Below are 25,859 nucleotides of genomic sequence, written 5' to 3'. Positions count from 1 at the left end.
CGCAGTTGGCCCAAGGGCGAAGTTGCGCCGCTCTGACAGAGGTCCGCTCATCGCTCCAGAGCGGACCAGATTTGCTCAGCCTGCTTCGCATTTTGACCCTGGCTAACCTCTTCAGGGCAAAGCTGGGCGGGGCCTCCTTGACACGGGCTATCCTGAACGGGGCGGACCTCAGGGGAGCGGACCTCTCCGATGCCCATCAGCTCCTTGGGGTACGGGCGCCCATCCTTGGCGAAGAACAGCGAGCGGTTCGCGTTCACCTGATCGGAGTTCAATAGGAACGATGTCGCGCGCCATGGAAAACTGCCCCCTCGGCGTCACGAGGAATTGCCCCCTCCTTGGATAGCCGAGGAGAGAGGGAATGAACGAGGAACGAATCACGGAAGGCTCGTCGTGGATTGATCCACGGGGGCAGGTGATGAAGACGCCGGATGACGTGGCTGAGATGTTGCGCCTGAGGGCGTGCGGGTGGGGTCTGAAGCGGATTGCGCGGCATCTGGGCTGCAGCCATCACACGGTGAAGGGCTACGTGGCGGCCGGCGGGCCGAAGCCGTTCAAGTCGCCTGATCGCCCGAAACGGCTCGATGGCCTTGAGGGCTGGTTGCGCGAGAGGTTCATTCGGCATCGCGGCAATGCGGATGTGGTGCGCCAGGACCTGTTGGCCGAGGAAGGCGTGGCAGTCAGCCGGCGAACGCTGCAACGCGCCGTGCGGCCCTATCGCCAGGCGCTGAAGGCCGAAGCGCTGGCGACGACGCGGTTCGAGACGCCGCCGGGCCGGCAGCTGCAGATCGACTTCGGGGAACGTCTGGTCGAGATCGGCGGGGTGAAGGTCAAAGCATTCGTGTTCGTGGCGACGCTGGGGCATTCGCGGCGGCTGCATGTGCGTGCGTTCCGGGCCGAGAAGCAAGAGCACTGGTTCGCCGGGCTCGAGAGCGCATTCACGACCTTCGGCGGCGTGCCGGAGGAAGTGCTGATGGACAATCCACGCGCGCTCGTGGTGCGCCACGACGCGGTGAGCCGGTCGGTTCAGTTTAACGACAAGCTCATCGCGTTCGCGAAGCATTGGGGCTTCCGTCCTCGCGCCTGCGCGCCGTATCGGGCACGCACGAAGGGCAAGACGGAGAATGGCGTCGGTTACGTGAAGAAGAATGCGATCGCGGGGCATTGCTTCGCGAACTGGGTGGCATTCGAGGTGCATCTGGCTGAGTGGGAGCGTGAGGTGGCGAACGTGCGTATCCACGGCACGACCGGCGAGGCGCCGATCGCTCGCTTTGCGCGTGACGAGGCACACCGGTTGAAGCCGCTCGGCGGGCAGCCGTCGTTCGGATCGTTGCGCGAACTGGCCCGCGTCGTCGGCAACGATTGTGCCGTCGAGATCGACACGAACAGCTACTCGGTGCCGTGGCGGCTGATCGGCGAGCGCGTGGCGGTGACGGTTGCGGCCGGCGAGGTGCGCATCCGCCATGGCATGCGCGAGGTTGCGGTCCACAAGCAATCGGAGGGTCGCCGGCTGCGGATCATCGATTCCGCCCACCTCGACGGGGTTGCCGGGCGCAATGGCGCGGTCTGCCGACCGGAGATTGCGGCAGCGACGGTGCCGGGGTCGTCTCCACTGCCGTCGTTGTTGCGTCCTCTTGCCGAATACGAAGCAGCGATCGGAGGGAGCTTCTGATGGCGCGCACAAAGAAGGCTAATGAAGCACCAATCGATCGGCTCGAGGCCATGCTGGCGCGGTTGCAGCTCTCCGGCATCCGCGACCAGCTCGACAACCTGCTCGATGAGGCGGCGCGCGCGAACCTATCGGCGCGTGAGACGCTGATCCTGCTGTGCGAGCGCGAGATCGCGCGCAAGGATCATCGCCGCATCGAGATGGCGCTGAAACTCGCACACTTCCCGGCCGTGAAGGAGCTTGCGGGCTTCGACTTCGAGGCGCAGCCGTCGATCGATCCGAAGCAGATCCGCGACCTGGCCGCGTCACGTTGGATCGCCAACGGCGAGAACGTACTGCTGCTCGGCCCGCCGGGCGTCGGTAAGACGCACTTGTCGATCGCGCTCGGGCGAGAGGCGATCCTGGCCGGTTACACGGTCCAGTTCACCACGGCGACGACGCTGGTCGCTGGCATGGCCAAGGCGCATGGCGAGCGGCGCCTGGACGAGAAACTGCTCGCGCTGGCGAAGCCAAAGCTGCTGATCGTCGACGAACTCGGCTACCTGCCGCTGGAGCCCGACGCGGCGCATCTGTTCTTCCAGTTGGTCAGCCGCCGCTACGAAACTGGCGCCATGCTGATCACGTCGAACCGCAGCGTTGCCGAATGGGGCACCGTGTTCGCCGATCCGGTGGTCGCTACCGCGATCCTCGACCGGCTCTTGCACCACAGCCACGTGCTGACCATCCGCGGCGACAGCTACCGCCTCCGCGCCAAGCGAAAGAGCGGCCTCATCAAGGCGCCCGCCGCTGACGGCCCTCCGGTCGGCTCCGCCTCCCTCCGTCCCGTCAGCGGCGGAGCCAACCTTCAACCGACATCATGAACCCGAGGGTGGGGGCAGTTCTTCATGACGCAAAGGGGGCAGTTCCGGATGGCGTTTGACAGGAACGAGTGTTCACCTTGGGTGCTTAGACCGCCCAAGATAGGGTCAAAAGTGTGACCGCGAGAGCGAGAACCAAGTGCTGCGCCAATGCCCCCTATGCGGGCAAGATGATCCCCGGTTGACCCGCGAGATCTTGGACCCCACTACCGGGAGGACCTTTCGCCTGTATGAATGCCGATGCGGTGGGCGCAAATGGGAACTGCAAGAACCTGAAGGGTCTACTCAGCCGCGATAAGGCGCGGTTGCCTTCCTTCAGGTGGACGTACTTGGGCGACAGCAATTGAGAGACGCTCATCCCAAGTCACGTATCCGCATTCCCGGCATCGGTACGCCACCACAGACCTGCCAATGCGGAGGTTCAGGAGTTCAGTGACGATGACACGACTGCTGCCGTGGCAACGATCGCATGTTGGCAAGGCGCCAAGAGTACGGTTGATATCTTCCACACCGACACCTCGACTCGTTATTGCAACCGCAAGGTAGTCCTTGACGGTCTTTGCAACAAGTCGTCGTGACCCGGAATATTCTGACAGAAAATCTGAGACACCCCCTCGATCCACGACGCCCGGCGATACGGCAGCCCCCAGAGAGAACCGCAGGTGCATGACCCCGCTGTACAGGCACAGATTCGGTAGACGCAACTGCGGAAAGGGGCTCCCGCGGGAGCGATTCCACACTAGCTGAGGTTCATGCCCAAAGCCTTAGACTTGTGCCTGGCCACAGCCGCAAAGGTCGCGCCCGACGGCTCCGTCGAGGAGGTGCAGCTCTATGCCTTCGACGTGCTCGCCCTCGGCGGCGAGGACCTGCGGCCGCTGCTGCTCTCGATGCGCAAGACCAACCTCGCGCGCCTGTTGCGCGGCCGGCCGGACGGAATGTTCGTTGCGCCGTTCGAGGCCGGCGAGATCGGTCCGGACCTGTTTCGCGCCGCCTGCCGCATGGGCCCGGAGGGCTTGGTCTCGAAACGGCGCGTTCGGCGCTACAGCAACGGCCGATCCACGGACTGGATCAAGGTGAAGAACCGGACGCATCCGGCCATGTCGCGGGTGATTCGCGCTATGGGCAGCCCTTCTCCGAAACGGGGCGCCATCTGGTCAGTCCAGCCGCGGTCTTGACGCTTGGCCGAATTGCGCTCGGCTCGCCTGGAGGCAGTCGGCGGAAAACTATCCGGGTGGACTTGGAGGCGGCAGGCCGTATTCCCTCGCTCGTTTTGCAGCGATCCTTCGATATGAGGCCGCTTGCTCGAGCAGTTGTGATTTGAAGGCGCCGTCGAGTTCACTGGCCGCAAGCTGTTCAAGCTGCACCGCGCGCTCGAGATACTCCGTCAGCAGCTTCATCGGATTTCGCGTGTCGCTTTTCTGTCAGCTGCCCAAGCGCAGATGGCGGGGCTGCGCCCTGGGGTGGCCAGCCAATCATTGATTTGCAATGCGGCTTCGGCCTGCCTTACCCGCTTCATCAGCAGCTCTCGGGCGGTGCCGGGCGGCAACTCTTCAGCGGCTTTCCGGAATCTTTCAGCTTCATCCGCGAGCCGCTGATTGAACGAGATGGATTGCTTAACGCGGTGACGCATACAACATCTCCCCGAACGACCGCCCCGGCTGACACAAACGCATAATGTTCAACTTAGTTTCCGCCTATAGAACCCATTTTAGCCGACCTGACGGCAGGGAAACTTCATCGAAAACACCTAGGCGCGGCTTGGATTCCATCGAGGCCATACCATTCCCTGGTCGAGGCGAGACCTTGCACCAGCGCGCCTAAACAACGCCAAGGGACTCCAGGTAAGGTATAGGGAACCGTCAGCCCTCTAATGCGTTATGGCTTGTTCGGCGGCCCAACGGGGGGAGTCCGCCATTGTCCTCCCAAACTGAATGGCCCCGCGCAGGCCCCCTCTCGCCCCGAGAGACGCATTTATGTCCAATATCGAGGAATTTCCGCTCTCTGTCCATCGCCGGCCCACGGAGTTCGAGGCGCTGGTCGCGGCCGGTAGTGCCGCGCTCGACGCCATTCCTGGGGCGGTTTATCTTTGCGATGCCGAAGGGCTCCTGGTCGCTTACAACAGCGAAGCCGTGGAATTGTGGGGCCGGACGCCCAGCGCTGCCAAGACAGAACGCTTCTGCGGTTCGCATCAACTTTACCTGCTCGACGGCGCCCCGCTTGCCCATAGCGATTGTCCGATGGCGACCGCGATTCGTCTTGGCACGCCCACGCGCAATGGTGAGGTCATCATGGCGCGGCCAGACGGGTCTCGTTTTACAGCACTAGTCAACATCCGCGCACTGCGCGACCACTCCGGTCGTATCCAGGGCGCTATCAATTGTTTTCAGGACATCACCAGACGCAAGCAGATTGAGGAGGAAGTCCGGCGGAAAACGCAGGATCTGGAGGACTTCTTCGAGAATGGCGCCGTTGGGCTTCATATCGTAAGCAGCGAGGGAATTATCCTTCGCGCCAACAAAGCCGAGCTGGATATGCTCGGGTACAGGCCCGAGGAGTATATTGGCCGCCACATTGCGGAGTTTCATGCCGACGCGCCGGTGATTGGCGATATCCTTCAGCGTCTCTCGTGCGGGCAGGCGCTCGAAGCTTATCCGGCGCGGTTGCGGGCGCGCGATGGTTCCGTGAGGCATGTGCTAATTACGTCAAACAGCCGGCTTGTGGACGGCAAATTCACCAACACGCGCTGCTTCACGGTCGATGTGACGCAATTGCGCGCTGCTGAAGAGCAGCGGCGAGCCAGCGAAGCTCGGCTCGCGGCTACCTATGAGGCCGCAAACGTCGGCATCTCGGAAACTGATGAAAATGGCCGGTTCTTGCGGGTCAACGATGCGCTTTGTCGAATCACCGGACGCACGCACAACGAACTGCTCGGAATGACTTTCTCCGACTACACCGATCTCGATGACCGGTTGGAGGATGGCGAGCTATACGCGCAGCAGGTACGCGGTGACATCGCAAACTATGCCGTTCGAAAGCGCATATTACGGCCCGACGGGTCCGTCCGACATCTTGATATTTTCAGCTCTTCCGTGCGCGATGCGGAAGGCCGCTTTCTCTATGGCGTGCGCGTCGCCCAGGATGTCACTGCCACCCAACAGCTCGAGGATCGTTTGCGGGAAGGCGAGCAGCGTATGCGCGATCTGCTTGAGGCCTTGCCCGCTGCGATCTACACGACCGATGCTGAGGGGCGCATCAATTTCTTCAACAGGGCCGCAGTCGAGATGGCGGGCAGGACACCGCAGCCAGGTGACGAATGGTGCGTCACCTGGAAACTCTACTGGCCTGACGGCTCACCCCTGCCGCACAATGAATGTCCGATGGCTGTGGCTTTGCGTGAAAACCGTCCCGTCCGCGGTGCTGAGGCAATTGCTGAGCGACCTGACGGGAGAAGGGTGCCCTTTATTCCCTACCCGACGCCGCTGCGCGACGCAGACGGAAAGTTGGTTGGCGCCATCAACATGCTCGTCGACATCAGCGAGCGCAAGCGGGCGGAGAATGCCCAGAAGGTGCTCATCGATGAGCTGAACCACCGTGTGAAAAACACGCTGGCAACGGTGCAGTCCCTCGCCAGCCAAACTGCTCGGCATGCCGCCGGCCTGGAAGAGTTTCTGCCGACATTCACCGGTAGGCTGCTGGCGCTTTCCCGCGCGCATGATCTGCTCACGATGCGGAACTGGCAAGACGCGCCTTTCGAAAAACTGGTCCACGATATCGTCGCCGCTCTGTCGGGCGGACGCGTCGTGACGGCAGGGCCCCATGTCAGCCTGGACGCGCGGGCGGCGCTGAGTGTCACTATGGTGTTCAACGAGCTTTTGACTAATGCGACAAAATACGGTGCACTCTCTGCGTCGGATGGATTCGTATCACTCACTTGGAAGATTAGTGTCGGCGACCAATCGCAAGGCACTCTTGAATGCGAATGGCTCGAACGCGGGGGCCCCCCTGTTACGCCGCCCAAACGGCGTGGATTCGGCACGCGACTGATGGAGCGCTGTGTGGAACATGACCTCGCCGGAGAGTTCGATTTGATCTTCGATCCGCAGGGCGCACGCTGCACCATGGCATTTCCCGTTATGCTTCCGGCCGCCCATGGCTAAAATGTCCGGCACAAGGGTTCTACTCGTCGAAGACGAAGCGTTAGTTGCGCTCATGATCGAAGACATGCTCGAGGAATTGGGATTGAAGGTGGTTGCCTCCGCCGCGCATGTGAAAAAGGCTTGCGAGCTTGCGACTACCACGTCTTTCGATCTGGCACTCCTTGATGTCAATCTGGCTGGAGAGCGTGTTTTCCCGGTAGCTCGCATCGTGCGCGAACGAAAAATCCCCATCCTGTTCAGCACGGGCTATGGCGCGCCATCTTTGGAGGAGGAGTTCAGAGATGCGCCCGCGATCGGTAAGCCCTTTTCTGTAGACCAGTTGGACCAAAAGTTGCGGGCCCTGCTGTCCGCAGGTGACCAGACGTTGTACGATGGTGGCGGCGACCGCCGCTCGTGACCCGTGGTGGAGTCGAGATGTGGCGCGGTGGCTTTAGGCTGCACATATCTGTTGCCGCCCCTTTCGTCTGGCGGTGCCTTAGTGGTGTAGCCGTGACTCCGTTTCCACATCCCGCTCGTCGAACCGGACAGGCAGATCTTCCGCATCCGGCTCTCGGACAAGGCCTCACGCCTTCGCCCACGGCACGTCGCGCCCAAGTGCGGTGAGACGTACGAGCCCGAAGTGCCCGTAAAGGTGCGAGAGTGGATAGGTCCCGCCCTTGCGTCGCCTGACCTTGTGTTTGATGCGCAACCACCGGCGCAACCGCACAGCGGTGTAGTTGTCGATCGCCCGATACGCCTTGGTGACGGTGCCTACATTGAAGTAGTTCGCCCATCCGCGCAGCGTGCGGTTCAACTTCGCCACCAACTCTGTGGTGTCTTGCCACGTCCCCGTTCGGTCCGTCAGCGCATGGATTTGCTCAACCATACGCTTGATGCTTTTCTTCGATGGCCGGTACCCCAGGCGCGCCTGGCCGGTTCTCGCTGAGTACATCCGTCCGAACGAGTATCCCAGGAAGTCGAACTCCTCTTCCGGCACCTTGCAGATTCGTGTCTTGTCCTCGTTGACCGTCAGCTTCAGCTTGCCCATGATCTCGTGCAGTCGCGACAAGGCCTCTTCGGCTTTGCCCCGCCGGCATAGGATCACGAGATCGTCGGCATAGGTCACGATGCGAGTGCCGAGGCTTCGCTCGAGACCGAGCATCTTCCATCCCAGCACAAACCGGCGCATGTACAGGTTAGCCAGCAGTGGCGAGATGGGTGAACCTTGCGGGATGCCGCGCCGGTTGTCCCGGGCTTCGGTCGTGCGTGTCTTCCTTCCTTGATCGTCGGTTTCTTCCACAGGGCATTCCAGCCACATCTTGATCAGATGCAGCACGCGCCGATCCACGATCCGGCGCGCCACCGACTTGAGAAGTTCGGCAGGCGGAATGCTCCCGAAGTAGTCCGCGAGGTCGGCGTCGACGACTTCCGGGTGACCACGGAACAGCAGCCCTTCCACCTCGACCACCGCCTGTTGAGCATTTCGCCTAGGACGGTACGCGTACTGTTCGGGTGGAAGGTCGGCTTCGAAGATCGGTTCCAGCACCAGCATCGCTGCCGTCATGCAGACCCGATCGCGCAAGGTTGAGATGCCCAATGGCCTGAGTTTGCCATTGGCCTTCGGGATGTACACTCTTCTGATAGGGTCCGGTCGATACGTCTCCTGCCTGAGCGCAGGCGCCAGTTCGCCAAGCCACCGCTGCACCCCATACGCTTCAATGTCCGCGAAGTCCTGACCATCCACCCCCGGTGCGCCCTTGTTGGAGCGGCATTGGGCATAGGCATGGGCCAAGATGTCTTCCCGGCTGATCTTGTCGTAGAGGGCATAAAAGCGGTAGCCGGCTTCTGCCTTCGCTTTCGCGTGCAACGCCGTCTGCAGTTTCTGAACACTCTTCGGAGTTGATAGGTTGCCCAATCCCCAGGTCCCTCACTACGTCTTGCGTTCGTCTTGAACTGAGGTCCCTTCCCTCCCCCGGCGTTACCCGGCTTCAGCGGTATTACGAACCTCTCCGCATCCCCACGGCGCCCGGCCTGTCCCTCGCGGGCGTCCGGTTGATCATCCCTGACCACGTCGTAGGGCCTCCCGTGTTGCGTACGCTTTCCTTGTGTACATGCTGTCGCCACTACCCCGGCGCAGCGGCTGGGCGTACTACTTCGCTCAATCCCCCAGCCGTATCAGCCTTCCCCGAAAGGGTCGTCGGGTCGGCCTGCGCATCGTCCTTTTCGAGGCTTGCTCGGCGTTCACTCGCGTTACGGCCTGCACACTCGCGCTGTCACCAATTCGTGACACGCTAATCGAAGGCTTCAGCCACTTCGTTACCTCCATGACTGCTCCGATTGCTTCCGGCTGGAGCGTTTGCCGGGTGGGACTTGCACCCACTGGAAAGCGCCGCCTTTTCACGGCGCACACCCTTAGCAGACTTCGTCTTGGCAGGAGGTGAACGAGGCCTGATGTGTCGGCCTGCAGCTCAGGGTCCTGATTTTCCCCGCATCATTAAAGTCCAAGACCGCGTGCACTACGTTTTCCCCGCTGACGTACGAGATCATCGCGCCACCGTGCGAGGGCTGAAGATCGTCCAGCTCGGCAGCTGGGTGTTCCTGCAGATGGATAGCCCAGTAGCCTCGCAGGTGTTCTCTGCCGGAGATCGCCAATTGGTCACAATCGCAGTAGACCACGGCATCCTCGGCGTACATTTCGAGTAGCGCTTCGATATCGCCGGCGCGGTAGGCATCGAGCCAGTCGACGGCGGCGGCCATCGGGTCAAAAGACATACGAGCGTCTCCTCCGCGAGAAACAGAGATTTGGCCGGGGTATCCAGCTGATTCTCTGCGCCAGTCGATTCGCGAAGTCTTTGATTTTCACTCGGCCAAGCCATATGCCGAATGCTGCGGATTCCGATCGATGTCGCCCAGGAATCCGAGATGATCTCGCCCACCATTCCGATTTGAAGTCGCCCACCCGTTCCGAGATGATGTCGCCCACCATTCCGGGATGATGTCGCCCGGGTATCGCAAGAGCGAACCCGGGGTGACGAGACCTCTTCTGGCTCCCATAGGGTCAACCTTTCGGCTTTGCGAAGGGGGACCCTGGATGCCGACGGAGAGGCTTGCGATGCGCCGTGTGCGCGATGTGATCAGGATGAAGGCGGCTGGGCTGCCGAGCCGCGAGATTGCTCGGCGGTTGGGCGCGGCGCCCTCGACGGTGCGACTGACCATCCGGCGGTTCGAGGCCGCAGGCCTGAGCTGGCCGTTGCCCGACGAACTCACGGACGCGGCCCTGGAGGCCCGCCTGTTCGCCAAGACCGGCAACGGTAACCGGCAGGGTCATCGCCGCATCGCCGAGCCCGACTGGGCGGCGGTGCACCGCGAGCTCAAGCGCAAGCACGTGACGCTGTCGATCCTGTGGGAGGAGTACATCGGCGCCGAGCCCGGCGGATACCGGTACTCGCGCTTCTGCGAGCTTTACCGCGCCTGGGAGGGGCGCCTGTCGGTGACGATGCGCCAGGCGCACGCGGCCGGCGACAAGCTGTTCGTCGACTACGCGGGCGACGGCGTGCCGGTGGTGGTCGACCGCCTCACCGGCGAGCGGAGGACGGCGCAGATCTTCGTCGCCGTGCTCGGCGCCTCGAGCTTCACCTACGCGCAGGCGACGTGAACGCAGGGGCTTGCCGACTGGATCAGCGCCCATGTTGGCGCCTTCGCGGCGATCAGCGGCGTCCCGGCGCTCTTGGTGCCTGACAACACCAAAGTCGCAGTCATCAAGGCGAGCCTCTACGACCCGCAGATCAATCGCACCTATGCGGAGATGGCCTCGCATTACGGCACGGCCGTCTTGCCGGCGCGACCTCGCAAGCCGCGCGACAAGGCCAAGGTCGAGCAGGCCGTCCTCATCATCGAGCGCTGGCTGCTCGGCCGCCTGCGCCACCGCGTCTTCTACAGCCTCGCCGAGGTCAACGCAGCGATCGGCGAGTTGCTCACCAGGCTCAACGAGGAGCGGCCGATCCGGCGGCTCGGCGTGACGCGCCGCCGGCTGCTCGAGGAGATCGACCGGCCGGCGCTCAAGCCGTTGCCGGCGAGCCCCTACGTGCTCGCCGAGTGGCGGATCCGCCGCGTCAGCCTCGACTACCACGTCGAGGTGGAGAAGCATTATTACAGCGTTCCGCATCGCTTCGCGCGTGCCGAGGTCGAGGTGCGGTTCACCGCCCGCACCGTCGAGATCTTCCACAAGGGCGAGCGGATTGCCGCGCATCAGCGCATGAGTGGCAATCACAAGCACACCACCGTGCCGGAGCACATGGCCTCCAGCCATCGGCGCTACGCCGGCTGGACTATCGGGCGTATCCGTCAGGACGCCGCCGCGATCGGGCCGGCAACCAGCGCATTGTGCGACCTCATTCTCGACGAGCGCTCGCACCCCGAACAAGGCTTCCGCGCCTGCCTCGGCATCCTCAGGCTCGCCGCCTCCTATGGGCGCGAACGGCTGGACGCGGCGGCTGCGCGGGCGATCGACATCGGCGCGCGCACCTATGGCTCGGTCAAGTCGATCCTCGCCAACAATCTCGATCGGCGTCCCGCTCACCAGCGCTCCGCGGACGATGCGCCGATCCTGCATGCCAACATCCGCGGACCGCGCTACTACAATTAGGAGACCGTCCCTTGCTCACCCATCCGACCCTCGACCGCCTCAACGCCCTCGGCCTCCACGGCATGGCTAAGGCCTTCGCCGACATCGAAGCCGCCGGTGAGGCTGGCAGCCTCGGTCACGCCGAATGGCTTGCTCTGCTGCTCGAACGTGAAGCCTCGCTGCGGCACGACAAACGGCTCGCCACTCGCCTGCGCTACGCCAAGCTGCGCCAGCAGGCATGCGTCGAGGACATCGACTACCGCACCCCGCGCGGTCTCGACCGCCCGCTGTTCGCCAAGCTTGTGGAGGGCCGTTGGATCGACGACCACGTCAATCTCCTGATCTGCGGCCCGGCAGGCGTCGGCAAGAGTTGGCTCGCCTCGGCGCTCGGCCACAAAGCCTGTCGCGACAATCGCTCCGTGCTCTATCAGCGCGTCCCGCGCCTGTTCGACGATCTGGCGCTCGCCCGCGGCGACGGTCGTCACCCACGCCTGTTGCGCGGCCTTGGCCGTGTCGATCTGCTGATCCTCGATGATTGGGGCCTCGAGCCGCTCGATGCCGGCGCCCGTCACGACCTCCTGGAAATCCTCGAAGATCGCTACGGTCATCGCTCCACCATCGTCACCAGCCAGCTCCCCGTGGACCAGTGGCATCTGCTCATTGGAGATCCCACCTATGCCGACGCCGTGCTCGATCGTCTCGTCCACAATGCCCATCGGCTCGACCTCACCGGTGAGAGCCTGCGCCGAACCCGGCAATCCGCCCGAAAGACCTGAGCGCTGTGGACATGCCGCTGCGCTTGGACAACGCAATCGCGTTGCCCACATGCCCACAGCAACCGCAGAAGAAGAAAAAAGGTTGAAGTCGCGATTCCAGATTGACCGCGCGGCTTGACCGATGCCAGAGAACCAGCCGGCCAGAACGCCTCGCCGCTGGGCGAGATCAAATCGGAAAGGTGGGCGACATCGTCTCGGAATCCACGGGCGACTTCATATCGGTACGCCTGGGCGACTTCGTCGGAATCCGCACCGAATGCCATACGGCGCATACTTATCCGCTGGCTGTGATACCCCGTGTCGGACGCTGTGATCGGTCTCCATGTGGCCCATCGCTGCCACGCCCCACGGCCCTGTCAGGGGTAGATCGGACCTAACTTAAACCGGGCCAGACCGTCGCGATTGACCCTGAGCGGACCGTCGGTCCTTGCCCTTTCGACTGTCGGCGCTGGCCTGTTTCCGCCGCCATTGCCCTATTTTGTTCTTAGAGCGGCCTGATTAGGCGTATGCTGCCCCGATGGACCTTCGGCTCATCCAGGCACACCTAGCTCAGGCTGAGCGCCACGTTGCGCTGAGCGACAAGCATATTGCTCGCCAGATCGAAATCATTGACGAGTTAGAGCGCGCGGGCGGCTCGACCGTCCTCACCTTAGATCTTCTGGCCACGTACCGGCTGCTCCGAGCTTTGCATGTTGAGCACAGGAATGTCATCCGCAGAGAGCTGGGAATGTGAGGCACCTTCCTTGATCTATCTCAAGCGGCGCACGGCTCTATGCCGCTCCATCGGGCTATGAGGGAATGACCTGCCCCTGCGTATTTCCTCCAGATGGAGTTAGAGTCCGGCCCGAAGAAGGACGGACAGATGAAGCGAGCAAGGTTCACGGAAGAGCAGATTATCGCAGTGTTGAAGGAGCATGAGGCTGGGGCAAAGACGGCCGACCTGGCTCGCAAGCACGGGGTCTCGGAAGCAACGATCTACAATTGGAAGGCCAAATTCGGCGGCATGGACGTTTCAGAGGCGAAGCGGCTGAGGGCGCTGGAGGACGAGAACGCGAAGCTGAAGAAGCTTCTAGCCGAGCAGATGCTCGACGCCGCCGCCCTTCGCGAGCTTCTTTCAAAAAAATGGTAGGGCCCGCCGCCAAGCGCGCTGCGGTCGCGCATCTGCAGGCCGTCATGAGCCTGTCGGAGCGGCGGGCCTGTTCGATTGTCGGAGCGGATCGGAAGATGATCCGCTATCGCTCCAGCCGTCCTCCGGACGCGACTCTCCGTGGCCGGCTGCGTGACCTTGCCAACGAGCGGCGGCGTTTCGGCTACCGCCGGCTGTTCGTGCTGCTGCGGCGGGAGGGTGAGCCATCGGGGATCAACCGGATCTACCGGCTTTATCGGGAAGAAGGGCTCACCGTCCGCAAGCGGCGGGCTCGCCGCAAGGCCGTGGGGACCCGTGCCCCGATCCTAGTCGAGGCGATGCCCAACGCGCGCTGGTCGCTGGATTTCGTCCACGACCAATTCGCCAACGGTCGGCGCTTCCGCATCCTCAACATCGTCGACGACGTCACCAAGGAATGTCTGGGCGCCATTCCGGATACGTCGATCTCAGGACGACGCGTCGCTCGCGAACTGACGGCCGTCGTCCAACGACGCGGCAAGCCAGGAATGATCGTGTCCGACCACGGCACCGAGTTCACCTGCAATGCCATGCTCGCCTGGTGCAGGGACGCAGCTATCGACTGGCACTTCATTGCACCGGGAAAGCCGATGCAGAACGGCTTCTCGAGAGTTTCAACGGCCGGATGCGTGACGAGCTGCTCAACGAGACTCTCTTCTTCGATCTCGACCATGCCCGCGCCAAGATCGCCAATTGGGTTGCCGACTACAATCTTCAGCGGCCTCACTCGTCGCTGAAATACATGACCCCCGCGGCTTATGCCGCCCACCTCACCGCAACGGACGATCGGCTACGCAACCCCGACCAGCTCCGCCGATCGTCCGTTGCTCCAACCGCGCCACTTGGCGTACAAAGCTCCGAGACTCTAACCGCTGCCGGATGAAAATTCAGTGGCAGGTCAGCTGGGGCCGATGTGGTCTTGTAAAAGATCAGCGGCACTTTGAGGCACAGAGGCCGCCGGTTCGCACTGGCGGCCCGCTGGCGCTCTAATCAGTTAGTGGACCTCTCTGTCCCATTGCGAGCGATCTGCAACGGCATGAGGCAGGCGGCCCTCATGGTCCAAGACGGCGGCAAGATCGCGCAGATCGATACTCGCAGGTCGGGCATTTCATAAAATGCTTGGCTTCGTCTGCGGGCAGATTCTGTCGAAAAAGGCCGCAATTGCGACGAGATACCAGTGATGCTCATTCATAGCAGTGTTGCCTTGAACGGCAACATGCAGGTGTCTTGGGGCCGTGCGGCGCTAGGAACTTTTGCAGTTCGGCTCCCTTGTTTCGAAGTGAACATCCTTCAGCCGGACCGATTTAGTCGTGAGTCTGCTCGATTTTTTTCTCGGCCGGCGCCTGGCCAATAGGGAGTTCAAGGAACGCAAAATCGGAGCGTTCGAGGGGCTTCCCGCGATGGGGCTGGACGGGCTCGGCTCATCCGCTTATGGGCCCGAGGCGGCCCTCACCATTCTCATCCCGCTCGGCGCAGCAGCGACATCCTACATTGGTTGGGTCATGGCGCCGATCGTGGCGCTTCTCGGGATACTGTTCGCCTCCTATTGGCAGACCATTCGGGCGTACCCCAATAACGGCGGCGCCTACATCGTTGCAAAGGACAACCTCGGCACTAATGCCAGCTTGCTCGCAGCTGCTGCGCTCATGGTCGATTACGTCCTGAACGTCGCGGTGGGCATTGCAGCCGGCGTGGGTGCGTTGGTCTCGGCTGTGCCGGTCCTGCATCCTTACATTCTTCCATTGTGCCTCGCCATTCTGGCTTTGGTAACGATCGTGAACCTCCGCGGCACGCTAGATGCCGGCAGGGTGTTTGCTCTGCCTACGTATGTCTTTGTCGCAACTTTCGGCATCATCCTGGCCGTCGGCACGTATAAGGCACTTACGGCCGGCGGATCGCCGCAGCCGGAGGTCCCGCCCCCGCCCGTTGGCAAAGCTATCGAGGGTGCCAGCCTCTGGTTGCTGTTGCGCGCTTTCGCCAGCGGTTGCACGGCCATGACGGGCGTTGAGGCCGTGTCGAATGGCATGACCGCATTTCGCGAGCCCACCGTGAAATATGGTCATCGGACCCTCACCGCCATCGCCGTGATCCTCGGTATCCTGCTGATCGGGATAGCTCTCCTCGCCCGCGTCTATGGAATCGGTGCCATGGATCAGGAACAGGAAGGTTATCGAAGCGTGCTGTCGCAGCTTGCGGCCGCCGTCGTAGGCCAGGGTCTCGTCTACTACACCGCGATCGGTTCTCTCCTGTGCGTGCTGGCCCTTTCGGCGAATACCAGCTTCGTGGACTTCCCTCGTCTTTGCCACGTGGTCGCCGAGGACGGCTTTTTGCCAAAATCCTTCGCTGTCGCGGGCCGTCGCTTGGTCTTCGACATCGGCATTCTCTACCTCGGCTTCACGTCGGGGCTTTTCTTGATCGTCTTTGGCGGCATAACGGACCGGCTGATCCCGCTATTCGCCATCGGTGCATTTCTCACGTTCACGATCTCGCAAACGGGCATGGTCCGGCACTGGCGACGCGCCATCGATCAAGCCGGAGGGCCGAAGGGGCAACTGAGAGCCCATCTTCTGGTCAATACTGCAGGCGCAGTAACTACCGGTATTGCGCTGATTATTATTGTTGCCGCCAAGTTCACCGAGGGAGCCTGGATCACCCTGTTGGTGCTCCCAATCGTCATCATTCTGCTCAAAGTAATAAGGTCTTACTACGATGAACTCGCCACGCAGCTCCGCGATCCGAGGCCGTTGGATCTCAGCGGCTTGAGCCCGCCAATTGTCGTCGTTGCCTTCGAATCCTGGAATAAGTTGAGCGACAATGCATTGAAATTTGCGTTGAGCATCTCACCCAACGTGGTTGGCGTTCACCTGATGCAGCTGTCAGGCCCGGATGCCACTGAGGAACAGCGCATGCTGCGGGAGCAATGGAAGGTCGACGTGGAAGTCCCCGCGCGACGGGTCGGGCTTGCGCCACCGCGTCTCGTGGTACTCCACGCGCAGTACCGCACCATTCAGTTGCCCATCTTGAGAGCGATTGACGAAATCAGAAGCCAATTCCCCGGCAGGCCGATCGCCGTGCTCATTCCAGAAGTGGTCAAGCGGCGCTGGTACCAGCATTTCCTGCATACCCATCGCGCGCTTCGGCTACGCAGGCAGCTGATCGCCCTTGGACAACCGGACCTCACGGTGATCAACGTTCCGTGGCGACTGGATCTGAACAAGAAAGTGCGCGTCGCACCTGGCAGCGCCCACCGGATTGGACAGCCTGCCTAAGGCACGATCTGCGGAGGTCGCGGGACTTGCTGCCTATGGCAAAGACCACGAAAGACCCAGGTGTGTCTGTCCTGATCCAGCGGGCGGGCGGCGAAAGAGCGCTTGTGTCCGCTCGTGGACCGATTTTGTTGAAAAGGCGGCAGTTGCGACTCGAGGATAGCAGTGATTCAGCCTGTCTAATTGGCAGGATTGAAGATCATGTTTGGCCAGATGCGCGGATGGGCCTGAGCGGAATTTTAGTCTGTTGCCACTGCGGCCATCACGTCGCCTTGGACGGCGCCCCGTGGCTGGACGAGATGCGGCTGTCGGACATTGAGCCCCGCTTCGTATGTCAGGGCTGTGGGGCCCGCGGCGCCGACGTCCGGCCCGACTTTGAGCGAGGTAATCCGAAGATGGCAATTGCGGGCCACCGACCCGAAAGCGATAAAACGTGACAAAGTTCGCGGCCCCACGGCCCTGCGCAGATCCTGACGCCGCGGCGCGCCAGCTAGTCCAGCTTGCCGCCGGCATTGAGTCCGTCCAAGACGGCCGAATCCATATCGAGAAGATCAACGCTCCGTTCCTCTACACGCTGGAAGCAGCGGCCCCGCGTTTGGCGCCGGCATCAGGTATGCCGTCGAGCACGGCTGGCTGATGATCCACGAGAGCGGGACGTATGTGAAGCCACTCACGTGACTGCTCTCGCGGCATGTCAGCACATCTTCACTATTGCCGCCCTTTTGCTTTTGGGTCGTTCATCGTGGCGCCGGGATTTGCCGACCTGGGGCTGCTTGACGCACCTTGGCCGGTAGTGAGAGCCGACGAGTCGGTCTGGCCACCCCCTCCGGCACTGGCTCCGCCGGTTCCGCCTGCTCCGCCGTCGCCGCTTCCACCAGCGCCCGCGCCGGCACCCGCGCCGCCCGCACCACCTGCCCCGCCCCCAGCTCCGCCTTGCGCCGAGGCTGCGGCAATCGATCCGAACACCAACGCGGCTGCTAAGGCAATCGTAGCGATTTTCATGTTGTACCTCCTTGCTGAAGTTTGCAAAAACTGAACGTCGCAAGGATCGTTCCTAAGGCGCGGTATGTGTGCGCACTTTCGCGGTCGAGGCGATCGGCAGGCGCCTTGAAGCCACCAGACCTCGGCAAGTTAGGACCTGCGATCGTCAAGTCACCGGTCGGGCCGCTTCCTTGACGGCCTGGCCCGTGGTGGCCACTCCGGCGGCGTAGGCTGCTCCCGCGCCAAGAAGAAGGGCGCAGAAGCTTGCAAACATCGCGTAGGCGAAGTGCTTCCGGGCTGCATCAATTTGAGCGGGCGTTGCAGCTGTCGTTGTCGCGCCCACGGTTTCCCGTCCCGTATTGTGCGTCCAGTACGCGACGCGCGTGCTGGCGGAATATGACGGCCCGACGAGGTTGCTGGCGATGCTGGTCGCCGAAGCCGGCAACATCGCCGCCGCAGCGACCACCACCACGGTTGCGACCGCCCAGGCGGCCATCGCATGCCCGACCCGACCGAGGCCAGTCTGATCCGGCGAATTGGCTGCCGCAATGGCCCCACCTAGAAATGCTGCGATGATCCCAGAGACCGCCCACCACACGAATGCGGCCCAGCCTGCGCCGGCAGGCGCCGATGAAGCAGTGGGAATGTCGATTGCAAGCAGACCGATGCCGAACCCCAACATGGTCAGCAGGATCTGGACAACCAACGAAGTGAACACGCCGGCCAGTACGGCTGACCATGTCCAGGCGAAAAACATATTGGGAAAGGTGCGTGTAGCCATGGCGAACTCCCTCGTGCTCCGGTTCCAACGCGCGGTTAAATCGTCCGTTCCTGTTACAGGAACTCCCGATGGGTTCTGAATTTGGTGTTCTAGGAAACAACAGGAGGATGTGCGCCATGACGTTTGGCAGAGGTGCCTTATTGTGGCTGCTCGGTATTCCTCTTCCGGTGATCCTGCTGCTTGCACTGTTCTGGCGCTAGCTCGCAATCGATCGGAGAAGATGCAGCGAAGCCGATTAGTCGGCTGACAACGCCGCAAGATGAAGTAGGCCAGCCAGGCCGCTCGGCTGGACGCTGTGGGCGGGCCGTTTGTCTGTGAGATTTGCGGCCACCGAGGCGCCATCCTGCGCGCCGGCAGCGAGTTTAGAAGGTACCCCACAATAAAGTCGGCCCCAGCTGGGCAGCAACTGAGGCCGTTGGTCTGCTCCGGTTTCGGGGAGTGAGTTGGGGACACCGGAGTAAGGAAGCAATTCGCCAGATTGCGACTTGTTCCCGACTCATGAATCCTGCGGAAAAACTTATCTTCGGCGCATGCGTATGGCGTACGAGCTCTGCCTGGCGACCGCCGGCAAGCAGGTCCCGTCAGGACCGGACTGGATTCATGAGGTAAAGCACGACGGCTTGTAGCGCGTCGATCTGGATGGGAAGCGTATTGCCTCATGTACTGATGCTCCCGGGTGCGATCGGTTGCCTCATTTATTTTGCTCCTGGCTTGAGTTGAGGAGGAGGCCGGGTGCGGAGATGGCCGGGGTTTCGGAGCGCCCGGCCTCCTCCGCTGGTACCTCGCACGTCATTGGGGTGTTGTGACCTCGTACCCTGGCGGCATTTTCTCGCTAGGAGCGAACAGCAGCGCATTCGCTTGCTCGCTGCGCCAGGATTTCAGCCGACGTTGAAGGGTTCGAAGAAGCTTGTTCGGATAGGCTCCAGGATATTCCATCTGCAAGCGCGAGAGCAGTTCGCTGCCAGTCCGCCAAGGCTCAGCTTCAAACCATTTTCGCAAATCTGGCGTTGCTCGGATGAGCGGGTCGGGACGACGTCGGCCTCTTTTCGCCTTCACGAGTGGCCGATCCGTCGGTCGCATGGCTCCGTCCTTCCAGGCCGTGCGCAAGCTTGCCAGGAAGCGATCGATCGGTTGCGATGCCACAGCAGGATGGCCGATTGGTTGGGTATCAGCGAGGGCCGCGAGGCGCTCCTGCACGTCGCGGATGTCGCGCAACAACGCGACTGGATCGAGAGCGGCATAGATTTCTTGGAGATGATGGCTGACAGCGTCAGGCGTGCGGGCGTCCGCTGCCAGGCGCTGGTGTGGTGTAGCCGGCGCGCTGTATGTCTTGCGTACACGGGCACCGTCGCGCTGCTTGGCTATCAATTTGAACGAGGGTTGGAAGAAGTTCACGAACAGCCGCGCCGATCGATAGAGTTCAGCCAGCAGCTTGGCCGCTTCCAGGCCCTCGAACCGACGATAGCCGACTATCCTGCGCACGACGGCGCCGTTCTTCTGCTCGACGAACGCCTGGTCATTTTTTCGGTAGGGCCGGCAACGCGTGAAGACGATGTTGGCCGCCTCGCAGTAGGCTTTCAGCGTCTCGTTTATGAACACCGTATCATTGTCAGTATCGAAGCCGAGCAGCGCAAAAGGCAATTGTTTGCGCAATTCCGTCAGCACCGTGCTCAACAGCGTTTGTTCGCGCACGATCAGAGGAGCGCACTCCGTCCAGCCGGTAGCAATGTCGGTGAGCACGAGGGTCTGGATGAAGCTGCCGCGCGCAGATGGACCGCTATGCGCGACAAGGTCGGCCTCGACGAATCCGGGCGCCGGATCATTCCAATCTGCCGACGTCCTTATTGGAACACTGCGACGCAACGAGTGCGTCGCGTGCCGCCGACGCTTGCGACCTAATCCTTCTCGGCCCCCCACCAATGCGCGGTCGATCGTCGCAGCGCTCATTGCCAAAAGTTTGTCGCGGATCTCGGGGGTAAGGTCGAGGTGGCCATGCCGTTCCATCGCCTCAATCAACGCAGGCATTAACGCCTTCAGCCGCTTCCCGCAGATCCGGTCTGACGCCTCCCAAAGGAGCACGAGCGCGTTGTGTTCTACCTCATTATACATTCGACGTCGCGCCCTTCGGCTTGGGCGCGCGTCTTCCTGACCTCGAAGTAGTCGCATCGCATGCTTGCGATGGAATCCGGTGATGTCGACGAACTCGTCCAATATCCGCGTCTTCTTCGCGCGATCCGAACGCCGATAGCGCGCGCCTGCTGCCGCCGTCAGTTCCTTCCGCGTTGCCATGCTTAGCCACCCCATCTTCGCCCCCGCTCGCTCCCGATCCAAGGGAGCAATTTACGTGAGGCAACGGCTCAGCATCTGGTAACAATTAGGGCGAGGCAATGCGCTCTCTCACCTTGATTGACGCGCTCTTCCATCCTGATCCGCGCGCGACAACGGCTACCGGCTGCTGGTTATCCGGGAGGACAAGCGCGTGCGCCTGCTCTCCCGCAACGGCAGCGACTGGACCAGGCGCTATCCCTGGATTGCCGAAGCCACGCTAAAGAACCGGCAGAAGCATTTCGTCATCGATGGCGAGGCCGTGATCCTCGGCGTCGACGGCATCTCCGATTTTAACGCGCTGCACTCGCGCAAGCACGACCCCGAGGTGCAGCTCTACGACTTCGACATCCTCGCAATGGCGAGCGACGATCTGCGGTCGCTGCCCCTCCACATGCGCAAGGCCAAGCTGGAGAAGCTACTGGCACGCCGGCCCGATGGGATTTCAGTGGCGCCCTTCGAGTGCGGCGAGATCGGGCCTGACCTATTCCGCGCCGCCTGCCGCATGGGTCTCGAGGGCCTGGTGATCGCGATCGCCCCTACAAGAACCGAAGTCATCCCGCGATGGGGCGAGAGCTATAGTATCGGGCCGGCGGACGCCACTCAGGTGCGGCTCCCGCGGCCCGAGCCGCGACGTTCCGCACGATCGGCACGGCGCTTACATCTAAGCATATGGCGCGCCAGCTCCACCATGATAATTAGCGAGAATCTGTCAGTGTTGCCCTTGGGACGGGGCCGTGGGGGACATACGCGGCCTTGCTCAGAGGTGAAGGCCCGCCAGCTCGCCAGCCCGGGAGGGCCTTCCCTCACCTTGAGGCCCGTTAAGCCTGCCGAAGAATGTGAAGTCGATCATATTGCAAGCCAAAAAGGCTGCGGTACGCTTCCGTCTCACCGGGGCTGGCTCCATATTTCACTTAGACCTTTTCACCCGGTCTATTTTGACCATCGCGCTGGCCGCAGCAGCCCCCCTGCTGCGGCCTTCGTGCTGACGGGGGCGCCGCCTGATCGCTAGTCATCCGTGAAGAGCGGCTAAGCGATTGAGCTGGAATCGCATTTGTGGTTGCGGGGTGTTTTAGGATTGCAGGGTTTTGATGCTTCGGGCATCGGAACCTTGCAATTTCATTTTCAGGATTCCGTCGAATCGCCAGACATGATTCGGTGGCCGCATCGGAGGTGGCGATGCGACCGAAGAAGCACAGGACGACGGGATCGGGCGATCTGTTCCGGGCCAGGCTGGACCAGATCATCAACATGAAGCACGAGCTGGTTCAGCTCGCTGGCAAGGTCGATTGGGACTGGATCGACGGCGAGATCGCGCCGCTCTACAGCGAGAACGGCCGGCCCGGCATCGCGACCCGCTTCGTGATCGGGCTGCTGCTGCTCAAGCACATTTACGGCCTGTCCGATGAGGGGGTCTGCGAGCGCTGGGTCCACGACCCATATTTCCAGTACTTCACCGGCGAAGAGTTCTTCCAGCACGCCTTCCCGCACGAGCGCTCGGACCTGAGCCACTGGCGCAAGCGGCTCGGCGACAAGCTGGAACTGCTGCTGGCCGAGAGCCTGCGGGTGGCGCACGAGGCCGGCGCGTTACGCGGCCAAGACCTCAAGCGGGTCACAGTCGATACCACGGTGCAGCCAAAGGCCATCACCTTCCCGACCGATGCCAAGCTGCTGCACGCGGCGATCAAGGGGCTCAACCGTCTGGCGAGGAAGCACGGGATCAGGCTGCGGCAGTCCTATCTTCGCGTCGCCAAGACCGCGGCCATGATGGCTTCCCGCTACGCCCATGCCAAGCAATTCAAACGGCATCAGCGGCAGTTGCGCATCCTGCGCAGCCGGTTGGGCCGGATCATCCGCGATATCCGCCGCAAGATCGAAGCTCAGGCCGTGCTCGAGAACGCCTTCGCCCTGCCGCTCAGCCGGGCCGCGCAGATCCGCTCGCAGCAGCAGCGCCAGCGCGGCTGGAAGCTGTATTCCTTCCATGCTCCGGAGGTCGAGTGCATCGGCAAGGGCAAAGCAGCCGCGCCTTACGAGTTCGGTGTCAAAGCCTCCATCGTCACCAACAACCGCCGTGCTCCCGGCGGCCTGTTCGTGCTGCACGCCAGGGCGCTACCCGATAACCCGTACGACGGTCACACCCTGCGGGACGTCATCGACCGCACCGAGACACTCACCGGCTGTCCGATCGAGCGGGCCTATGTCGACAAGGGATACCGCGGCCATGACGCGCAGAACCCGCGCCGTGTCTTCATCTCCGGCCAGAAGCGCGGCGTCTTCGGTATCATCAAGCGCGAGCTGCGCCGCCGCTCCGCCATCGAACCCGTCATCGGACACCTGAAGGCCGATGGTCACCTCGGCCGCTGCTACCTCAAAGGCCGCGCCGGCGATGCCGCCAACGTCATCCTCTCTGCCGTCGGTCACAACTTCCGCCGCATCCTCGCCTGGCTGAGGGTTCTTTGGTGCCTCTTCCTGGCCACCCTCATCGCAGCCATCAGCGACCGCTCACCGCTGCAATCGGCTTCTTAACGGACGACTCGCTATTGGAGACCTTTATGCCCAAAGAGAATTGCGTGATTGTTCGTACTGCCGGGAAACAGCTCGACCTCTTACGAGGCGAAGCTTCCCGCATCGCAAAAGCTGCTAACGTCGGTTGGTGGACCGACCGCGCGGAGATCGGCACTAGGTTCTGTTTTGAAGACCCTAAATCAAAAGAGTCGTTCGCACTCACTTGCGACAGCCTCGGCATCACCTGCCACGAGGGCTAGTCGATTGAAAAACCCGCCGACCTGGGAGCCGGCGGGTTTTCAATGCCCATGCGTGCCGCGGTACTCGTCACCAATCCGCATGCCTTAACTATACCCATCAGCCGTTGACGTTGAGTTACCTCGCCCAGCGGGAACCGGCGGGCCCTAGCGCTCTAGCCCATCGTCCGCGCCCGGCGCCCAGGTCGCTACGATCGTTGCAAAAGCTCTTGGCTCCAATCGAGACCGCATCCCCGAGACGTTGTCGGGACAGGGCGTAGATGCTGGTCCTGCGACCGCTCCGAGGCAAGTGCGCTGCAACATGATTATATTTTCGATTGCTTGCCCTAACCTAATCGCGCGGATATCTTCGCCTCCCTTTGTAGAGTTGGGGTGTTTTCCGATGACTGGATTTCAGGCAAAGCTGGAACGTTTTGAAAGTCTCGCAGCCGAATGCGATCTGATTGCGAAAAAATCTGACGGCAGCAATCGAGAGCTGTATCTGCGCGCCGGGCAGCACTATCGGGAATTGGCGAACGAGGTCCGCGAACTGATTGCATCGTTTGACATCGCCGCATAGATTTTCGAGCGCCGCGCTACAGCGCGCCTGAACCACCTCAGATCGCGGCCAAAGTTTTCGGCGAGCGTCGCCAACGGACGCGATCTCGCTGAAACTGCCTCGATTGCTCCGAGTAGTGCGCCGCGCCTACTCTAGGCTTGCTCGTTGGGCGGGTCGCCGACGAGCGCGGCGCCCGTCGCCGCGAAGGAGTACGCGAAACTAGGACGCTCTTCGCGAATACGTCTAGCAGACACAATTGGATTGCGATCGCCTTGTCACGACTGGAGGGCACGGAGATACAGCTCCGTTAGATCACAAACGTAGCTGACCACCGTAGCAGAAATGAGAAGCGATCACGTTACAACGAAAAAGCTACACTAGGCCAACAAATTGGCATTTCGGTTTGGAGGAGTGGATATCCTCTTCTAGGCCAGGCATGAGCCCGCAGGGATAGCCCATAGCCCAAACCTTGAGCGCCAAGGTGTCAAACGCCATCCGGAACTGCCCCCTTTGCGTCATGAAGAACTGCCCCCACCCTCGGGTTCATGATGTCGGTTGAAGGTTGGCTCCGCCGCTGACGGGACGGAGGGAGGCGGAGCCGACCGGAGGGCCGTCAGCGGCGGGCGCCTTGATGAGGCCGCTCTTTCGCTTGGCGCGGAGGCGGTAGCTGTCGCCGCGGATGGTCAGCACGTGGCTGTGGTGCAAGAGCCGGTCGAGGATCGCGGTAGCGACCACCGGATCGGCGAACACGGTGCCCCATTCGGCAACGCTGCGGTTCGACGTGATCAGCATGGCGCCAGTTTCGTAGCGGCGGCTGACCAACTGGAAGAACAGATGCGCCGCGTCGGGCTCCAGCGGCAGGTAGCCGAGTTCGTCGACGATCAGCAGCTTTGGCTTCGCCAGCGCGAGCAGTTTCTCGTCCAGGCGCCGCTCGCCATGCGCCTTGGCCATGCCAGCGACCAGCGTCGTCGCCGTGGTGAACTGGACCGTGTAACCGGCCAGGATCGCCTCTCGCCCGAGCGCGATCGACAAGTGCGTCTTACCGACGCCCGGCGGGCCGAGCAGCAGTACGTTCTCGCCGTTGGCGATCCAACGTGACGCGGCCAGGTCGCGGATCTGCTTCGGATCGATCGACGGCTGCGCCTCGAAGTCGAAGCCCGCAAGCTCCTTCACGGCCGGGAAGTGTGCGAGTTTCAGCGCCATCTCGATGCGGCGATGATCCTTGCGCGCGATCTCGCGCTCGCACAGCAGGATCAGCGTCTCACGCGCCGATAGGTTCGCGCGCGCCGCCTCATCGAGCAGGTTGTCGAGCTGGTCGCGGATGCCGGAGAGCTGCAACCGCGCCAGCATGGCCTCGAGCCGATCGATTGGTGCTTCATTAGCCTTCTTTGTGCGCGCCATCAGAAGCTCCCTCCGATCGCTGCTTCGTATTCGGCAAGAGGACGCAACAACGACGGCAGTGGAGACGACCCCGGCACCGTCGCTGCCGCAATCTCCGGTCGGCAGACCGCGCCATTGCGCCCGGCAACCCCGTCGAGGTGGGCGGAATCGATGATCCGCAGCCGGCGACCCTCCGATTGCTTGTGGACCGCAACCTCGCGCATGCCATGGCGGATGCGCACCTCGCCGGCCGCAACCGTCACCGCCACGCGCTCGCCGATCAGCCGCCACGGCACCGAGTAGCTGTTCGTGTCGATCTCGACGGCACAATCGTTGCCGACGACGCGGGCCAGTTCGCGCAACGATCCGAACGACGGCTGCCCGCCGAGCGGCTTCAACCGGTGTGCCTCGTCACGCGCAAAGCGAGCGATCGGCGCCTCGCCGGTCGTGCCGTGGATACGCACGTTCGCCACCTCACGCTCCCACTCAGCCAGATGCACCTCGAATGCCACCCAGTTCGCGAAGCAATGCCCCGCGATCGCATTCTTCTTCACGTGTCAACGGCGCACGGAATCTCCTCAGAAGTGGCGCCGCAAAATTCC

The 25,859-nt window shown here is 62.3% G+C and carries 21 protein-coding genes and 3 pseudogenes; 16 read left to right on the top strand and 8 right to left on the bottom strand.

Features of this window, described 5'->3' with window-relative positions; translation table 11 throughout:
* The first annotated feature begins 5 nt into the window (after nt 1–5).
* The 4 genes and pseudogenes from BRAD3257_RS42190 to BRAD3257_RS09545 form a co-directional block, all read left to right on the top strand.
* A complete protein-coding gene (locus BRAD3257_RS42190) occupies nt 6–275 on the top strand; it encodes a pentapeptide repeat-containing protein (RefSeq protein ID WP_430648817.1) in 270 nt (89 codons plus the stop codon).
* 83 nt (nt 276–358) lie between these two features.
* Entirely contained in the window at nt 359–1,669 is a 1,311-nt protein-coding gene (gene istA / locus BRAD3257_RS09555; protein ID WP_122401617.1) for an IS21 family transposase, read from the top strand.
* Complete coding sequence (istB, locus tag BRAD3257_RS09550) at nt 1,669–2,526, top strand: IS21-like element helper ATPase IstB (RefSeq protein WP_122401609.1); 858 nt, start codon at nt 1,669–1,671, stop codon at nt 2,524–2,526. The genes istA (BRAD3257_RS09555) and istB (BRAD3257_RS09550) overlap by 1 nt, the downstream gene beginning before the upstream one ends.
* A gap of 815 nt (nt 2,527–3,341) precedes the next feature.
* Nucleotides 3,342–3,698 (top strand): annotated as a pseudogene (locus BRAD3257_RS09545) (ATP-dependent DNA ligase); the annotation flags it as partial.
* A gap of 48 nt (nt 3,699–3,746) precedes the next feature.
* Here BRAD3257_RS09545 and BRAD3257_RS40250 read toward each other — a convergent pair.
* Together BRAD3257_RS40250 and BRAD3257_RS09540 are read right to left on the bottom strand one after the other, a co-directional pair.
* On the bottom strand, nt 3,747–3,920 hold the full coding sequence (locus BRAD3257_RS40250; protein ID WP_174221560.1) for a hypothetical protein: 174 nt from the start codon (nt 3,918–3,920) through the stop codon (nt 3,747–3,749).
* Entirely contained in the window at nt 3,917–4,153 is a 237-nt protein-coding gene (locus BRAD3257_RS09540) for a hypothetical protein (RefSeq protein ID WP_122401616.1), read from the bottom strand. Before BRAD3257_RS09540 ends, BRAD3257_RS40250 begins: the two co-directional genes overlap by 4 nt.
* A gap of 343 nt (nt 4,154–4,496) precedes the next feature.
* Between BRAD3257_RS09540 and BRAD3257_RS09535 the strand changes: the two genes are divergently transcribed.
* On the top strand, nt 4,497–6,680 hold the full coding sequence (locus tag BRAD3257_RS09535) for a PAS domain-containing sensor histidine kinase (protein ID WP_122406458.1): 2,184 nt from the start codon (nt 4,497–4,499) through the stop codon (nt 6,678–6,680).
* Nucleotides 6,673–7,077: a response regulator gene (locus BRAD3257_RS09530; protein ID WP_122401615.1), complete on the top strand. Its 405-nt coding sequence runs from the start codon at nt 6,673–6,675 to the stop codon at nt 7,075–7,077. The genes BRAD3257_RS09535 and BRAD3257_RS09530 overlap by 8 nt, the downstream gene beginning before the upstream one ends.
* A gap of 165 nt (nt 7,078–7,242) precedes the next feature.
* Here the strand turns inward: BRAD3257_RS09530 and ltrA are convergent, their stop codons facing one another.
* Together ltrA and BRAD3257_RS09515 are read right to left on the bottom strand one after the other, a co-directional pair.
* The gene (ltrA, locus tag BRAD3257_RS09525; protein ID WP_160118790.1) at nt 7,243–8,574 is read right to left on the bottom strand and encodes a group II intron reverse transcriptase/maturase; all 1,332 of its coding nucleotides are present in this window, start codon (nt 8,572–8,574) and stop codon (nt 7,243–7,245) included.
* Between the two features lie 497 nt (nt 8,575–9,071).
* On the bottom strand, nt 9,072–9,431 hold the full coding sequence (locus BRAD3257_RS09515) for a nuclear transport factor 2 family protein (RefSeq protein ID WP_122401614.1): 360 nt from the start codon (nt 9,429–9,431) through the stop codon (nt 9,072–9,074).
* Between the two features lie 340 nt (nt 9,432–9,771).
* Between BRAD3257_RS09515 and istA (BRAD3257_RS09510) the strand changes: the two are divergent.
* From istA (BRAD3257_RS09510) to BRAD3257_RS09490, 5 genes and pseudogenes are all read left to right on the top strand, one after another.
* A pseudogene (gene istA / locus BRAD3257_RS09510) lies at nt 9,772–11,304 on the top strand (IS21 family transposase).
* An 11-nt stretch (nt 11,305–11,315) separates the two neighbouring features.
* Entirely contained in the window at nt 11,316–12,059 is a 744-nt protein-coding gene (gene istB / locus BRAD3257_RS09505) for an IS21-like element helper ATPase IstB (RefSeq protein WP_012041725.1), read from the top strand.
* Nucleotides 12,060–12,576: 517 nt separating this feature from the next.
* Nucleotides 12,577–12,792 carry a hypothetical protein gene (locus BRAD3257_RS09500; RefSeq protein ID WP_122401613.1) on the top strand — a complete coding sequence of 72 codons (216 nt, stop codon included), beginning with the start codon at nt 12,577–12,579 and terminating at the stop codon, nt 12,790–12,792.
* A gap of 129 nt (nt 12,793–12,921) precedes the next feature.
* Nucleotides 12,922–14,107, top strand: a pseudogene (locus BRAD3257_RS09495) (IS3 family transposase).
* 427 nt (nt 14,108–14,534) lie between these two features.
* On the top strand, nt 14,535–16,493 hold the full coding sequence (locus BRAD3257_RS09490) for an APC family permease (protein WP_122401612.1): 1,959 nt from the start codon (nt 14,535–14,537) through the stop codon (nt 16,491–16,493).
* Between the two features lie 1,144 nt (nt 16,494–17,637).
* On the opposite strand, the gene BRAD3257_RS09470 is transcribed toward BRAD3257_RS09490, so the two are convergent.
* The gene (locus BRAD3257_RS09470; protein ID WP_145986996.1) at nt 17,638–18,252 is read right to left on the bottom strand and encodes a hypothetical protein; all 615 of its coding nucleotides are present in this window, start codon (nt 18,250–18,252) and stop codon (nt 17,638–17,640) included.
* Between the two features lie 68 nt (nt 18,253–18,320).
* Here BRAD3257_RS09470 and BRAD3257_RS41725 point away from each other — a divergent pair, with 68 nt between their 5' ends.
* Complete coding sequence (locus BRAD3257_RS41725) at nt 18,321–18,452, top strand: hypothetical protein (protein WP_283809948.1); 132 nt, start codon at nt 18,321–18,323, stop codon at nt 18,450–18,452.
* Nucleotides 18,453–19,041: 589 nt separating this feature from the next.
* Here the strand turns inward: BRAD3257_RS41725 and BRAD3257_RS09460 are convergent.
* A complete protein-coding gene (locus tag BRAD3257_RS09460; RefSeq protein WP_122406456.1) occupies nt 19,042–20,556 on the bottom strand; it encodes a DDE-type integrase/transposase/recombinase in 1,515 nt (504 codons plus the stop codon).
* A gap of 175 nt (nt 20,557–20,731) precedes the next feature.
* Here BRAD3257_RS09460 and BRAD3257_RS41910 point away from each other — a divergent pair, with 175 nt between their 5' ends.
* From BRAD3257_RS41910 to BRAD3257_RS40245, 4 genes are all read left to right on the top strand, one after another.
* A complete protein-coding gene (locus BRAD3257_RS41910) occupies nt 20,732–21,589 on the top strand; it encodes an ATP-dependent DNA ligase (protein ID WP_347338422.1) in 858 nt (285 codons plus the stop codon).
* A gap of 167 nt (nt 21,590–21,756) precedes the next feature.
* A complete protein-coding gene (locus BRAD3257_RS09450; protein ID WP_122406455.1) occupies nt 21,757–23,103 on the top strand; it encodes an IS5 family transposase in 1,347 nt (448 codons plus the stop codon).
* Between the two features lie 26 nt (nt 23,104–23,129).
* Entirely contained in the window at nt 23,130–23,342 is a 213-nt protein-coding gene (locus BRAD3257_RS09445) for a hypothetical protein (RefSeq protein WP_122406454.1), read from the top strand.
* A gap of 379 nt (nt 23,343–23,721) precedes the next feature.
* Nucleotides 23,722–23,898, top strand: coding sequence for a hypothetical protein (locus BRAD3257_RS40245; protein ID WP_174221559.1), 177 nt, complete (start codon nt 23,722–23,724; stop codon nt 23,896–23,898).
* A 522-nt stretch (nt 23,899–24,420) separates the two neighbouring features.
* Here BRAD3257_RS40245 and istB (BRAD3257_RS09440) read toward each other — a convergent pair.
* Both istB (BRAD3257_RS09440) and BRAD3257_RS09435 read right to left on the bottom strand, forming a co-directional pair.
* Complete coding sequence (gene istB / locus BRAD3257_RS09440; RefSeq protein ID WP_122401609.1) at nt 24,421–25,278, bottom strand: IS21-like element helper ATPase IstB; 858 nt, start codon at nt 25,276–25,278, stop codon at nt 24,421–24,423.
* Nucleotides 25,278–25,811 carry a Mu transposase domain-containing protein gene (locus BRAD3257_RS09435; protein ID WP_244608072.1) on the bottom strand — a complete coding sequence of 178 codons (534 nt, stop codon included), beginning with the start codon at nt 25,809–25,811 and terminating at the stop codon, nt 25,278–25,280. Before BRAD3257_RS09435 ends, istB (BRAD3257_RS09440) begins: the two co-directional genes overlap by 1 nt.
* Nucleotides 25,812–25,859 lie beyond the last annotated feature (48 nt).

Source organism: Bradyrhizobium vignae, from assembly GCF_900324035.1.
Classification (GTDB): Bacteria; Pseudomonadota; Alphaproteobacteria; order Rhizobiales; family Xanthobacteraceae; genus Bradyrhizobium; species Bradyrhizobium vignae.
This window is presented reverse-complemented; position numbering and strand designations above follow the sequence as displayed.